This is a genomic window from Leuconostoc garlicum (assembly GCF_001998805.1).
Taxonomy (GTDB): Bacteria; Bacillota; Bacilli; order Lactobacillales; family Lactobacillaceae; genus Leuconostoc; species Leuconostoc lactis.
Genome location: NZ_CP016329.1, coordinates 13,057 through 26,375 on the forward strand (window position 1 = coordinate 13,057; position 13,319 = coordinate 26,375).

Here is a 13,319-nt window from a genome sequence, read left to right on the forward strand (position 1 = left end):
CGATATTAATCGTGTGACGCTCCTTTCAACCAGTTTGGTAATTGGGCAACCAAGTCTTGCAACGCTAAGCCACGATGACTCACTTGATTTTTTTCAGCCGCTGTTAATTCAGCAAATGTTTTGTTAAAACCTGGTACCCAGAAAATGGGATCATAACCAAAGCCGCCTTCACCATGACGTTCATGCGTCATCACACCTGTCACTTGACCTTTGGCGACCAAGTTATCCCGCCCAGGTCCGGCTAACACTAAAACACTGTGGAAATGCGCGGTACGGTCTGGATTATCGCCTAATTTGGCCAAGACTTTGTCAATATTAGCCGCATCATCATGGTCACCAGCATAACGGGCTGAATAAACCCCTGGCTCCCCATTCAAAGCATCCACAGTCAAGCCCGAATCATCTGCTAAGACAAAATCATCAGGGGCTAGTGGTGCAATCGCCATGACTTTTTTCAAGGCATTTTCTTCAAATGTCTGGCCATCTTCAATAATTTCTGGGATATCATCCCCTAAATCACGCAATGGCACCACTTGTAAATCAATTTGATGTTGCGCTAAAATTGCAGCTAATTCGGTAATTTTATGCGCGTTATTGCTCGCCAGGATAATTCTCGGCATGTTATTTCTCCTCTAAATGTTGGGTGGTACCTTCGCCGACAATAGCAAGATGGCGCACATCTAGTGCGGTATCGCGGGCTAACCAATCCGTCGCAATGGCCTTGAAGGTCGCTGGCTCTTTGGTCGTGTAGAAAATATCATCTGCATGCTGATGCGGCACTGCCGTATGTAAGGCCTGCTGATCTAACGTGTCGATAATGACTCGTACGGTCTCACGCCCTGGATCTACTAATTTCACGTTTGGCCCAACTGCTTCAATGATGGCCTCAGCCAATAGTGGGAAATGGGTACACCCCAAGACCAACGTATCAATCCCCTGCGCGGTTAACGGGGCTAAATGTTGCGCCACGATGTCTTTGGTGGTCGCTGCTTGGGTAAGATTGGCTTCAGCTAATTGTACGAAATCCGGCTCAGCTTGCTGGAAAATTGTGACATCAGCATTTACCGCTTGAATCTCGTCTGGATAAGCCCCAGAAGTGACGGTCCCCTGGGTCGCAATCACCCCAATTTTTTGATTGCCCGTTGTCGCTGCAGCCGCAGTGGCGCCTGGCACAATCACGCCGATAACTGGGATAGGCAGTTGCGCTTGTAATTGTGGCAAAGTACGCGCTGTGGCGGTATTACAAGCAATCACCAGTAATTTAATGTGTTTTACCGTCAACAAAAACTGCGCCATTTGAAAGGTATAATCAATGACTTCTTGTACTGGCCGTGGCCCGTACGGCATCCGTGCGGTGTCGCCAATAAAAATAAATTGTTCATGTGGTAGCTGGTCCTGGGCCGCTTTCACAACGGTTAAGCCGCCGACACCAGAATCAACAAAACCAATTGGATTATTTTTACTCATACCTATAATTATGCCCTTAAAAACAGAGAATGCAAGTTTTTCGCGTGTAAAGTTTGGTATAATAAAAGTCTGAAAGGTTTATACGGGCACATGAACATCAACGATTACGACAAGATTTTACAAACTAATTTCCAAGTCAATAGTTTTGCATTGATACTTTTGCGCGACGGGTTACTACAAAACCTCTTGCAAGAAGATTACCCCCATATTCTCTATTGGGCCGGTAAAGAAATCGCTCGTCAATTTCCCTTTGATGCGTTAGCTTCAGTTGTTGAATTTTTCGACAATGCCGGTTTTGGTCATCTTGAAATTGCGTCACAAGATAGCAAAAATCAACGTTGGACTCTCACTGGTGATCTTGTCCAACAACGCTTAAATCTGAACCGTTCAGCTGATTTTAGCTTAGAAGCTGGCTTTTTGGCACAACAACTTGAATTGCAAACTGGGGCAATTGCCGAAGCGACCTTTAAAATTGGCAAAAAGAATATCGGGGTCAACTTTGAAGTCGTAACGGACCTCAATGAAACGGTTGACGTTTCTGATATTAAACAACGCGTTGCGGCACGTGAATCATTCCTCAAACAAACACACGAAACCGTTGAACAAGCACAACTCATCGAAATTCGTGACGATGGTGCCATTTCTCGTGAACAATCAATCACCGATTCTCTGTTGGCCTTCAAATTTGACGATATTGCCTTACCAATTGAAGAGCAAAATAATTTAAGCGCTCTATCAGATGATGAAGCGATTGACCCATTTAACGTCCCAACAACGACATTTAATGATTCACAATCACCATTCTCGTAAAAAAACGACCCACAATTGTGGGTCGTTTTTTTATTTGAACTGTTGCAAATTTTGTGCTGTTGGCATCAAATTTTGCCACTCTTTTGATAGATAATTGTTGTTAATGTGATAATTGGTTGGCTTGTAGCCACCTTCTAAGAACGGCTTGATATATTCATCTGCTGTTACCCAACCATTCCAACCAAGGTGAATCGTATCTTGCATGAAGTAATTCTTTGCGCCATCGTGTGAGAGATCGGCAATCTTGTTGAACCCTTGTGAGGTCAACTGCTTTTTAACCTTATCCACACTCTGGTAATACATATCATTACTCAGGCCTGTATAATTCGCCCAACGTTGGTTAACTGGTTGAATGAAAAACAACACATCCGTTTTTTGACGCGCAAACTCAGCCAAAACCGCTTGTAGATCGGCATACTGCTGTGATTGACGGTAATCAAACTTCTTTTGTGAGTCAGCCAAGCGCTTCAAATTAAATTGAATCCGTGAACGATAGAATGAATCCTTGATTTTGAATGGATTATTCGCCGTTTCACGTGCGGCAATTCTAGTTGCTTCCTTAAAAAAAGCACCGTTTTCATCGGTAGCTGGCAAACGACTAATAGCTGGCTTGACGTGCTTATCCCAGTTATTTGAACTAGTAAGGTTTGAGAACAGCTCATCTTCGCGTAACAGCGCCCGATGACGAACCGATAGCAGCTGCAAATCAGTTTGTGACAAAGGCTGATTATCCTTAATCTTAGTTACTAATTTCGCATAAAAACCGTTGTCTTTAATTTGTGGTTGTTCTAACAACTGCTTGGCAATATAACGATCAGTCGGTGTAATTTCTTTGATGTTACGCAACCAATCAACCGTCATCAAGGTAGAATAGAACACTGAGAATGCCCCATGCACATTTTTCTTAACAAACCACTGTTGTGAAATCACAAAGACCGCTTGCTTTTTATGCAGAGCTGGTAACATCTCTTGCATGCTGAGATAGTGTAGCAATGACTCCGTCCCTGCTTGTCCTAACAAGAAAGGTTGATAATTGCGGTTATATTTGGCAGCGAGCATCGAGGGATGCATCGTGTCCAAACGCAATAACTCACTTGAACCAAAAAACGGTACATAGCGCTTAGATGGGTCACTAAAAGCCGCCGTCTTAACTGTCTCGCCCTTATACACATTTTTTGAAAATGAAACAGATGCGTCGCGCACGCTTTTTTGTGCAATGTGGTTTAAGGAGAATGGTGCTAAAAACAACGCACCAGCCAGTACAAACGCAATGATTACTGGCCCAAAAATCCACCAAAGTCCCCGTTTTTTCATATTACTGTCCGATTAATGATTCAACCTTGGCAACCACTTTATTAGGTGTATCCCATTCGTCACGGTTAAATTCTGACACGGGTGCTTGGATGTCAAACTTGTTTTCAAGATCCAACAACAATTCAACTGTTGCCATTGAATCAAGCAAACCATCATCAAACAAGTTTTCATCCATCTTGTCTGATACATCTTCACCTGTGATTGTGTTCAAAATATCGATTACTTCTTCTTTTACTGACATGTTTTTTTCCTCTTTCTTTTTATACGATAGCTAGATTATCATGACTTAAACCATAAGGTATCCAAAAAGCCACTAAATATTAAAAAACTGACCATCACGACGTTAAACGTCAAGAAGATGGCAAATGCTTCTGTGAACTTGTTATGTGGGACATGGTGCTTCTTCTTATAACGCAACCAGGCATCATTGATAACCAGACCAACACCGTGGAATAAACCATAAACGATGTAGTACCAAGTAATCCCGTGCCAGAATCCCATCAATAACATGTTCGAAATATAGGCGACATTTGACAGCGTGATGCGACTTTTAAACCACTTGTTCTTCATCATTGTGAAGACCAAACGCATGAAAACGTAATCACGGAACCAAAATGACAAGGTCATGTGCCAACGATTCCAGAATTCCTTCAAGTTTTTTGACAGGAACGGCTTGTTAAAGTTCATTGGTAGGGAAACGCCCATCACGTAACTGGTTGCGACGGCGAATAGTGAGTAACCCGCAAAATCAAAGAACAAATCAAGCCCGTAGGCATACATCACCGGAATTAACCACCAAGTCCACCCATGATGGATGCTGCCAGCAGCTAATGCTAGGCTTTTCACCTGCGGTAGAATCAATGTCCCAAAAATGTAGGCCAAAACGAACTTGTACAAGAAACCAAGGAAGAAATACCAAACCGCTTTTTCCAGCAGTTCCAAATACTTCTCACGCGTTGGGACAGTCGCCACATCCTTTTCAAAGCGCCGATACCGATCAATCGGTCCTGACGAAATGGAAGGCATAAATAGCATAAATCTTAGGAACAGCAAGGGATCAAAGTTTTTAATTGAACCATCACGTGTTTCTAAAATCATGCCAACTGACCGAAAGGTCAGGTAAGAAATCCCCATAAACCCAAGTAAGGTTGATACATGAGTCCAATGTGTTGCTGGTGCGAGCTTAACTAGGAATAACGGTAAAATTGCGAGACCGCTGACGACATAAAAGACGCTACTACGATTCGCTTTTTGTCGATACTTGGTATACCCCCAAACCAACAGCCACTGCCATATCATATACCCGATAATGGCAAAACCTTCGTGGTATTTAGCGCCATCAAACATCAAAACGATAAATACCAACGATACTGCAATTTCATACCAAACAAAACGCTTCCCAAAGTACAACCCGATAGCCAATGGTGCTAACGCTAATAGCAAGTACACAAAGTACTTGGGATCAGCATACGGTTGTAAGTTAAGCATTACCATTCACCTCAGCAATCAAGCCTTTCAAATCAATCTTACCATTAGGTGTTAACGGCATGCTGTCACGATAAATGAAGCGACCTGGTACCATATAAGGCATCATGATATCTTCCAGTTCCGCTTTAATCGCTTGCGTCAACAATATTGGCTTTTCAAAGTCGTTCGCTTTTGGCACAATAATGGCCAACAACTGCTTAACCTTACCATCCGCATCATATCGGGGTACTGCCACGGCTTGTTCAACCCACTGGCTTTGTTGCAATTGGTGGGCAACTTCTTCTAATTCAATCCGGAAACCGTGTAATTTGATTTGGAAGTCTGTTCGACCGCGATAATGCAACAAGCCATCCGCATCACGTGTTGCCAAATCACCCGTGTGATAAGCTTGCTTGCCATCAATGGTTGTAAAGGCAACCGCCGTCTTTTCCGGATTATTCAAGTAACCCTTAGACACTGATGGTCCCGCAATCACAATTTCACCCGTTTCACCATCAGGCAACACTGCCCCATCAAGATCTTGAATGATAATGTCGGTATCAGCGTTAGCATACCCAATTGGCATCTTGTCATACTCAGCCATAATTTCTGGCGTAATTTGTAGACCAGTCACAGCAACTGTTGCTTCAGTTGGCCCATACGTATTAAAAATCTTAGCTTGTGGGAAACGTGCCAAGAGCTTTTCTGCCGTCGTCTTAGTTAACACTTCACCACAGAATAAGAATGTATCAAGTTCTGGGTGCGTTTCTTGATTAAATTCTGGGTTCAACAAGGCCACATCGGCAAATGATGGCGTTGACACCCATTTGTTTAATGCCAAGTTTGGCAAAGTATGGAACAAAGCCTTAAAGTCATCAGCCGTGGCTTTTGGCAAAGCCTTCAAAGTTCCCTGTGACAACAACGTTGGCACCCAATCCATGACCGACAAGTCAAATGAATAAGGTGGTTGTGACAAGACGTTGGCACCTGTTTGCCAACCAAAGTCGTCGCCCAACATCCAGTTAGCAAAGCTCAAGAGGTTATTGTGTGAAATCTGAACCCCTTTTGGCTTGCCCGTTGTGCCAGAAGTAAAGATAATATAGAAATTATCATCCCCTGTCACCGGTTGTGTTAACGTAAAATCAACGGGCGTTGCCATAATATCTGCGAGTTGTTGACGCGTGATAACTGGCACAGTCGTCATGTCGATTGGCAAGTCATCAACGGCAATCACTAATGCTGGTTCCCCAATGGTCAAAATATCTAACAAGCGCTCGTCAGCAGAATTCACATCTACTGGCACATAAGCATGTCCTGATTTAACACTGCCTAAGAAGCTGGCAACCATTTCAAATTGTTGCCCACCATAAACCATGATTGGTGCTTTATCTGTTAGCCCCATGTTTGTAATGTGTGCAGCTAAACGATCAGATGCGGCCTTTAAATCGGCATATGTATGTGTGCGACCCAATTCATCATACGCAACGTGATCCCCCTGATTTGTTGCGATGGCATCAATTGTCTCAATGACGTTTTTAATTATCATGTTTCATTCCCTATATTAAAATTCGTTGTAGATGAAGTGTCCTTGTCCCACCCCTGAATAACTATACAGGTAAACAAGGATCAAAATAACACAAAAATAAAATAGCGTCCGACTCATAAAGTTTATAATCGGACGCTGAAAGAACCGCTTAATCAATTTCACGTTACCCCTCTTCTGTGATTTTCATGTATAATCGACGTAAGTATGACAGTGTCTGGTACACAAAAAAATAATGAGTTAATTATAACATAAATGTGTCAATCTTGTAGCATATTGTTACAAGATAAAATTTGCACGAAATTGGAGAAACTATGCGCTATTTTCTAGTCAATGTGGCCCAGCGTTGGGAAGCAAAGTTGTGGCAAATGACTGCTTTTCAAAGTATCAAAACAGCATTACATCAATCTCTACCAATTATTATTATTGATATTTATTTACGCTTATCAGTTAAGCTTATTCTATCGCCCAATGCGCTATTCGTCAAATTATTTAAACTTGATGTGCAACCAGTCAAACCATTTTTTGATACCATAATGGTACTGTTACCGCTTGCAGATGCAACGGTTGTCCTAATTTACGTCATCGCTCTGACGCATCAGTACCTGACCGCTAATCATTATCAAAATACCAGTCTCCCTTTGATTACGAACTGCTTGGCGGTTTTCTTATTTTTTGGCAATAAAAATCAATTCCCTGTCTTTAACGTCAATCAATACTTTGTTGTCACCTTGATTGCCTTATTGAGTAGCTACTCTTACACCCGCTATGCCATTCATATCAAGCATCATCCTAATCCCTACAGTTTGCCTTATCTCATTTGGGCAGGCATTATTATTATTCTGGGTCTATTTTTACACCAACTTTTCCGGCAACAACTCTTTGAGTTCTTCTTATCCGATCTGTGGACACATCGCTTCTTTGCCTCGTTCTTAGGCCTTATCATTATTACGACTGTGGCGCCGATACTGTACCTTTTGGGTGTGGCGCTACCACCAGAACTTACTGCGCCATCATCAAACATTTATGGTGTTGATCGAAATCTCACCACCTATCTCACCACTGCACACGGCGCCTTACCTGTACCGGAAAACGTATATAGTGTTTATGGCGCCTTTACGTTATTTGGCGGCATTGGTAATGCGTTAGCCATTTGTCTTGTCTTATTATATGCCGCTTCCAAGCAACAACGTCGTCTAGCGAGAATTTCTTGGTTCCCAACGTTATTTGATAATAGTTACCTGTTGTTTGTCGGGGTGCCACTCTTTTTGAACCCCTTGATTTTCATCCCGATGATTTTAGTTAATCTGATGAGTTTAGCCATTAGTTTTATTGCCATCACAACCCATTTCATCCAACCCATTGTCTTTGTCGCACCCGACAGCTTGCCAAACCTGCTATTGCCAACGGTTGCTAGTACGACGCCAATTCGTTCACTCGTGATTACGGTAATCATTTTGATTGGTTCAGTTCTCATCTATCGCCCCTTCTTATCCCATCTGACTCTGGAGGTATCCGGTGAAAAATAAAGTCATCTTAATCACAAGCGTTATTTTGCTCTTGGTGCTTGGTTTTTTTAGTCACAAAGCGATTGCCCAATCCAGTGACAAAGAAGCCAAAATTCAAAATTCACGCATGAAACCCATTATTTTTGTGCCTGGTTCTAGCGCCACAATCAACCGCTTTGACGATTTATTTAAAGAATTAAACGCCACTGGGCCTGTGCATAGTATTCTTAAGGTTCAAGTCAACGAGAATAACCAACTCGTTTTCCACGGTAAGCTCAATCCGAGAGATCGCCAACCGTTTATTGTCGTCGGCTTTCAAGATAATCGTGACGGCTACAGCAATATTAAAAAACAAACAAAGTGGTTAAACCTTGCCTTAACCGAAATTCAAAATCGTTATCATTTCCGAGACTTTTCTGCCATTGGTCATTCCAACGGCGGTCTCGTTTGGACAAATTATTTAGAACAAGATTACGCAGCATCGTCCTTTAATATTCCGACGCTCATGACCCTGGGTACACCGTTTAACTTCTCTGAAACCTCCATGCAACGCCGGACTGAAATGCTCAATGATTTCATCGCTGATAACAATCAATTGCCCGACAATTTAGTCATGTACTCAGTTGCAGGGACTGATGACTATACCGATGACGGGATTGTCCCCGTTGAAAGTGTCTTGGCTGGTAAATATATTTATCAAAACAAAGTCAAATCATATACGCAAATTACCGTTTCTGGGGCAAATGCGCAACATTCGAGTTTGCCCGAAAATCCGGAAGTCGTCAACCTGATTCAAACCAAAGTCATTAAAGCCGGCCAACGTCCCGGTCAACGATAAAAAAGCACGCTATCCTTATTTAACAGGGATAGCGTGCTTTTTTATCATGATAAGCGGTTTAGGCACCGCCGCGCCTTTTGTTTGACTTACGTACTGCACGCATTTCTTCACGCTTGGCAATACGACGATCCATTTGATTTTTCCGTTGGATAGCTGACTTAATTTGACGCTTATAGCCCGGCTTCACAACCTTCTTCTTCTTTTTAACCATTCCCACCATCGTTGGGTCAAGTTTTCTGGTTGTTGCGACACGTTGTGTTCGCGCACGGCGATCTTTTACCGGCATGAATTCCCCGTTTTTCAACTGCATGGCCTTGAAATCAATGCCCAAAGCTTCAAGCTCTGCCACTTCATCTTCTTCATCTGGGCCATACAATGTAATCGCCAAACCAGGCATGCCATTACGGCCTGTTCGCCCAACACGATGAACGAAGAATTCAAGTTCTGACGGGATATCATCGTTAATCACATGAGAAACCCCTTCAATATCAATTCCACGCGCTGCCAAATCGGTTGCGACAACATATTGATATTCTAAGTTTTGAATGGCCTTCATCACCCGACGACGTTCACGAGGTTCGATATCACCATGAATTTCAGCAACCTTCAAGCCACGGCCACGCAAATTAGAAGCGATTTCTTTGGCACGATCCTTGGTATTGGCAAAAATTAGGGCCAAATAAGGGTTCCCCGTCGTTAAGACTTGGTAAATCACATCGTTTTTATCTTTTGACTTTGTGGCTAACAACCAATTTTCAATCGTGTCAGCAATGACTGTTGAGACTGGAATCGCTTCAAAAAGCGGGTTCGCCATATATTTCTTTAGGAATGGCTTGAGCTTTTCTGGCATTGTGGCACTAAAGACCAATGTTTGTAAGTCTTTTGGCATCGCACCAGCGATATAATCTACTTCTGTCAAGAAGCCCATATCAAGGGTCATATCCGCTTCATCGACGACCATTGTGTGCACAGCATGTAGCTTCAAAGCACCAGATTCAACCAAGTCTTTAATCCGGCCAGGTGTCCCGATGACAATTTGTGGTTGGTTGTTTTCCAATTGCTTGATTTGGCGGAGCTTATCTGTGCCACCAACATATTCAGCAATTGTAATATCGGGATTGAGCTGTGAGGCAAAGTCCTTGGCCGCTTTTGTAATTTGAGCAGCCAATTCACGTGAAGGCGTTGTAATAACAGCCTGTACGTATTGTCGGTCTTGTTCTAATTGGTTAAAAATGGGAATCAAAAAGGTGTGGGTTTTCCCTGAACCTGTTTGTGATTGGCCAACGACATCCTTACCTTGCAAGATCGCTGGAATTAATTTTGCTTGGACCGGGGTTGGCTTGGTAAAGCCAATCTTAGTCAACGCAATAATGATTTCTGGTTTTAAATTAAATTGTCCAAATTGGTTTGCAGTTTCTGCCATCAATTTTCTCTACTTTCATTCTACTCAGTTTGTGGCTGAGGTAACTTCTTTGTCGCCGCCTTGTTCAAGTAAAGCAGCATTGACACTATTGATCAAACGTTCAATATCTTCAGCGGTTTGTGCCCAGGCACCAGAGGCCATTGGATGGCCCCCACCCTCAAATTGGTTCGCAATTTTGTTAATGACAATCGTCCGTGAACGGAGCCGCACACGATAATTGCCTTCATCTTGTTCTTCAAAAATTGCCCACGCCTTAACCTTGTCGATTGTCGCCGGCAATGGCACAACAAACGCCGTGCCTGAATCTTGCAGATCAAATTGTTTCAAGAGTGCTTTGGTTAAGACCACATAGGCAAATCCTGATGGTAAAATCGTGAGGTTTTGCAGCACATAACCCGACAATTTAGCGGCATTTTCCGAAATCGTCGACATGTGGTGCAAAACAGCTTCGTAATCGAAGTCATAACCAAATAATTCTGATACCACGCGGAAAGTTTCTTGATCCATACTGTACATGAAACGTCCAGTATCACCGACAATGCCAATATACAATAAACGAGCCGCCTTAGCGTTCATAACCAAACCTTGGTCTTTGAGCGCTTCATAGAATTCATAAATCATCGTACTTGTCGCTGATTTACCCGCTTCAACCCATTGCCAATCCCCATAAGGTTCATCATTGGGATGATGATCGATTTTAATAATTTCTAATCCGTTTGGCCATCTTTGATCATCGATTCGTGGCGCATTGGCAGTGTCCACCACAAGGACCAACGCATCACGATACATTTTATCGGGCACGTCATCCATAAAGGTGTCATCTTCACTCATCCAAGCTAAGCCTTGAACAGCCTTCCCAACTGCATAAATCTGCTTGTCGGGGAAACTAGCTTCTAAAATCGCCTTTAAGCCCAATTGCGCACCGTACGCATCAGGATCCGGGCGTTGGTGGCGATGAATAATAATGGTGTCATATCGCTTTATTTCTGCTAATATTTGTTCTTCAATTGCTGACATTAATCTATCTTTCTCGTGTTATCTTAAATTTATCGTGACTATATGTATACTAGTATAACATGTTTAAAACAAGGTCATTTCTTCAAAACCGCTTGGCTGTAAATTACTCATTGACAGTCCTAATAAACGAATGGCATACGGACCTGTTACCACCTCATCAAAAATCGCTTGAGCTGTATTCACCAAGAGGTCTTCAGCAAGCAACCAAGGTTCTACCTGTGTGATTGCCCGGGTTGTGGTATGGAATTTTTCATCGCGAATTTTAACATTTAACGTCCGGCCAACCAACCCACGGGCCTTCAAAGCCGCAATCATACCATTCGCTAACTTTTTAAATTCGGCACGTACCAGTTCATCATGGTGTAAAAACTGCGCAAAAGTTTCCTCTTTACCCACTGATTGCTGTTGGCGTTGCCACTTCACTTCACCAAAATGGACACCACGCGCCTGCCAGTAAAGATTTTCACCTAATTTACCAAACTGCGCCACTAACGTTTCGCGTGATAATTGCCGCAATGCGGCACCATCAAGTACGTTAAGCGCTGCTAACTTGGCTTGCGTTTTCTCACCAACGCCGCGAAATTCACCAATTGGTAAGTGGTCTAAAAAAGCGAGACGGTTTTCCGGCGTAATGACCGTCACGCCGTTTGGCTTATTAAATTCAGACCCCAACTTTGCTAATAGTTTGTTATACGATACGCCCACCGAACTGGTCAACCGCGTCTGTTTATAGATATCGTGTCGTAACTCGGCAGCCAACATTGCGCCCGACAACGCATTATCGGTCACATCTAAGTAGGCCTCATCATACGCCACCGGCTCAATTTTTGGTGTAATTGTCCGAAAAATGGCATGAATTTGCTTAGAAATGGCTTTATACTTGGCAAAATCTGGGGTCAAAAAGATCCCATCTGGCGCTAAACGCCGTGCTTCTGCGGATCGCATGGCCGAATGAATGCCGAGTTGGCGCGCGACATAGTTCGCCGTCGTCACCACCCCACGACCCCCAGTTTCTGCTGGGTCACGCGAAATGATTAATGGCTGGTGGCGTAATGCCGGATTGTCACGCATTTCGACTTGGGCATAGAAGGCGTCAATATCAACATGGAGAATTTTACGTGTATCAGTTGTCAATAAAAACTCTGTCATATCCCTATCTTATCACATTTAACGAACATGGGTTCGCACAACACGGCCGAATGCCATAAAAAAAACCCTGACCGAAGAGGGCAATGGTCAGGGGATGATAACCGTAGCTATCGATTTATCAATCAGTAATTGGGGGGGCTGATTGAAACATTACTAGGGGAGTAATGAAACTCAAATATCTTTGAGTATGTTTTTATTATATACCTTCATGCGATTTTTGCATATATCACAACTTTTGCTATTATATTACGCCTCTATGACAAGTCCATATCCCATATTATTTTCCCGTGTCCCCCAAAAAATCCGGTGAGATTGCCGGTATTTTAATATAAAAAAAGACACCTCGCGGTGTCTTTTCTCGGATTATACGTCGCGACGACGTTCCTTGATACGCGCTGCCTTACCTTGCAAAGCGCGGAGGTAGTACAACTTGGCACGACGAACGGCACCATAGCGTACAACTTCAATCTTATCAACACGTGGTGAGTGCAATGGGAACGTACGTTCCACACCAACACCAGATGAGATCTTACGCACTGTGTAAGTTGCTTGAATACCAGCACCCTTACGCTTGATAACAACACCTTCGAACAATTGGATACGTTCACGTGAACCTTCGACGATCTTAGCGTACACCTTAACAGTGTCACCAGCGCGGAAGTCAGGGATGTCAGAACGCAATTGTACTGATGTAACGTTTTCTAAAATACTGTTTTGACGCATTGGTCATTCTCCTAGCCGACAATCTTACACTCGCCCTCAGGCTAAACGCACAGCGGATTA

14 protein-coding genes are annotated in these 13,319 nt (G+C 43.1%); 3 read left to right on the forward strand and 11 right to left on the reverse strand.

Features of this window, described 5'->3' with window-relative positions; genetic code table 11:
- Window positions 1–5: 5 nt before the first annotated feature.
- Together A9176_RS00080 and murI are read right to left on the reverse strand one after the other, a co-directional pair.
- The gene (locus A9176_RS00080) at window positions 6–620 is read right to left on the reverse strand and encodes an XTP/dITP diphosphatase (RefSeq protein ID WP_048701502.1); all 615 of its coding nucleotides are present in this window, start codon (window positions 618–620) and stop codon (window positions 6–8) included.
- 1 nt (window position 621) lies between these two features.
- Window positions 622–1,467, reverse strand: a complete 846-nt coding sequence (murI, locus tag A9176_RS00085; RefSeq protein WP_077281798.1) for a glutamate racemase — start codon at window positions 1,465–1,467, stop codon at window positions 622–624.
- Window positions 1,468–1,557: 90 nt separating this feature from the next.
- On the opposite strand from murI, the gene A9176_RS00090 reads away from it, so the two are divergent.
- Window positions 1,558–2,277 carry a YslB family protein gene (locus tag A9176_RS00090; protein ID WP_077281799.1) on the forward strand — a complete coding sequence of 240 codons (720 nt, stop codon included), beginning with the start codon at window positions 1,558–1,560 and terminating at the stop codon, window positions 2,275–2,277.
- 30 nt (window positions 2,278–2,307) lie between these two features.
- Here A9176_RS00090 and dltD read toward each other — a convergent pair whose 3' ends face one another.
- Genes dltD through A9176_RS00115 form a run of 5 tightly spaced genes read right to left on the reverse strand, consistent with a single transcriptional unit; the run spans window position 2,308 to window position 6,760 of the window.
- Window positions 2,308–3,591, reverse strand: a complete 1,284-nt coding sequence (gene dltD, locus A9176_RS00095; RefSeq protein WP_077281800.1) for a D-alanyl-lipoteichoic acid biosynthesis protein DltD — start codon at window positions 3,589–3,591, stop codon at window positions 2,308–2,310.
- 1 nt (window position 3,592) lies between these two features.
- Window positions 3,593–3,832, reverse strand: coding sequence for a D-alanine--poly(phosphoribitol) ligase subunit DltC (gene dltC / locus A9176_RS00100; protein WP_010006567.1), 240 nt, complete (start codon window positions 3,830–3,832; stop codon window positions 3,593–3,595).
- Between the two features lie 38 nt (window positions 3,833–3,870).
- The gene (dltB, locus tag A9176_RS00105) at window positions 3,871–5,079 is read right to left on the reverse strand and encodes a D-alanyl-lipoteichoic acid biosynthesis protein DltB (protein WP_077281801.1); all 1,209 of its coding nucleotides are present in this window, start codon (window positions 5,077–5,079) and stop codon (window positions 3,871–3,873) included.
- A complete protein-coding gene (gene dltA, locus A9176_RS00110; protein ID WP_077281802.1) occupies window positions 5,072–6,604 on the reverse strand; it encodes a D-alanine--poly(phosphoribitol) ligase subunit DltA in 1,533 nt (510 codons plus the stop codon). Before dltA ends, dltB begins: the two co-directional genes overlap by 8 nt.
- 15 nt (window positions 6,605–6,619) lie before the next feature.
- Complete coding sequence (locus tag A9176_RS00115; RefSeq protein WP_010001237.1) at window positions 6,620–6,760, reverse strand: teichoic acid D-Ala incorporation-associated protein DltX; 141 nt, start codon at window positions 6,758–6,760, stop codon at window positions 6,620–6,622.
- A 155-nt stretch (window positions 6,761–6,915) separates the two neighbouring features.
- On the opposite strand from A9176_RS00115, the gene A9176_RS00120 reads away from it, so the two are divergent.
- A complete protein-coding gene (locus tag A9176_RS00120) occupies window positions 6,916–8,130 on the forward strand; it encodes a PTS sugar transporter subunit IIC (protein WP_077281803.1) in 1,215 nt (404 codons plus the stop codon).
- Entirely contained in the window at window positions 8,120–8,947 is an 828-nt protein-coding gene (locus A9176_RS00125; RefSeq protein ID WP_077281804.1) for an alpha/beta hydrolase, read from the forward strand. Before A9176_RS00120 ends, A9176_RS00125 begins: the two co-directional genes overlap by 11 nt.
- Window positions 8,948–9,005: 58 nt before the next feature.
- On the opposite strand, the gene A9176_RS00130 is transcribed toward A9176_RS00125, so the two are convergent.
- The 4 genes from A9176_RS00130 to rplS form a co-directional block, all read right to left on the reverse strand.
- Window positions 9,006–10,370, reverse strand: coding sequence for a DEAD/DEAH box helicase (locus tag A9176_RS00130; RefSeq protein ID WP_077281805.1), 1,365 nt, complete (start codon window positions 10,368–10,370; stop codon window positions 9,006–9,008).
- 24 nt (window positions 10,371–10,394) lie between these two features.
- Window positions 10,395–11,387, reverse strand: a complete 993-nt coding sequence (locus tag A9176_RS00135) for a DHH family phosphoesterase (RefSeq protein ID WP_077281806.1) — start codon at window positions 11,385–11,387, stop codon at window positions 10,395–10,397.
- 63 nt (window positions 11,388–11,450) lie between these two features.
- Complete coding sequence (dinB, locus tag A9176_RS00140) at window positions 11,451–12,536, reverse strand: DNA polymerase IV (protein WP_077281807.1); 1,086 nt, start codon at window positions 12,534–12,536, stop codon at window positions 11,451–11,453.
- A 363-nt stretch (window positions 12,537–12,899) separates the two neighbouring features.
- Window positions 12,900–13,259: a 50S ribosomal protein L19 gene (gene rplS, locus A9176_RS00145; protein WP_010001800.1), complete on the reverse strand. Its 360-nt coding sequence runs from the start codon at window positions 13,257–13,259 to the stop codon at window positions 12,900–12,902.
- Between the last annotated feature and the right edge of the window lie 60 nt (window positions 13,260–13,319).

Bases quoted from the DNA above. Each gene is read 5' to 3' on its own strand.
- dltC (WP_010006567.1), bottom strand. From the start codon at position 3,832: ATGTCAGTAAAAGAAGAAGTAATCGATATTTTGAACACAATCACAGGT.
- A9176_RS00135 (WP_077281806.1), bottom strand. From the start codon at position 11,387: ATGTCAGCAATTGAAGAACAAATATTAGCAGAAATAAAGCGATATGAC.
- dltD (WP_077281800.1), bottom strand. From the start codon at position 3,591: ATGAAAAAACGGGGACTTTGGTGGATTTTTGGGCCAGTAATCATTGCG.
- A9176_RS00080 (WP_048701502.1), bottom strand. From the start codon at position 620: ATGCCGAGAATTATCCTGGCGAGCAATAACGCGCATAAAATTACCGAA.
- rplS (WP_010001800.1), bottom strand. From the start codon at position 13,259: ATGCGTCAAAACAGTATTTTAGAAAACGTTACATCAGTACAATTGCGT.
- dltA (WP_077281802.1), bottom strand. From the start codon at position 6,604: ATGATAATTAAAAACGTCATTGAGACAATTGATGCCATCGCAACAAAT.
- dltB (WP_077281801.1), bottom strand. From the start codon at position 5,079: ATGCTTAACTTACAACCGTATGCTGATCCCAAGTACTTTGTGTACTTG.
- A9176_RS00090 (WP_077281799.1), top strand. From the start codon at position 1,558: ATGAACATCAACGATTACGACAAGATTTTACAAACTAATTTCCAAGTC.
- dinB (WP_077281807.1), bottom strand. From the start codon at position 12,536: ATGACAGAGTTTTTATTGACAACTGATACACGTAAAATTCTCCATGTT.
- murI (WP_077281798.1), bottom strand. From the start codon at position 1,467: ATGAGTAAAAATAATCCAATTGGTTTTGTTGATTCTGGTGTCGGCGGC.
- A9176_RS00130 (WP_077281805.1), bottom strand. From the start codon at position 10,370: ATGGCAGAAACTGCAAACCAATTTGGACAATTTAATTTAAAACCAGAA.
- A9176_RS00120 (WP_077281803.1), top strand. From the start codon at position 6,916: ATGCGCTATTTTCTAGTCAATGTGGCCCAGCGTTGGGAAGCAAAGTTG.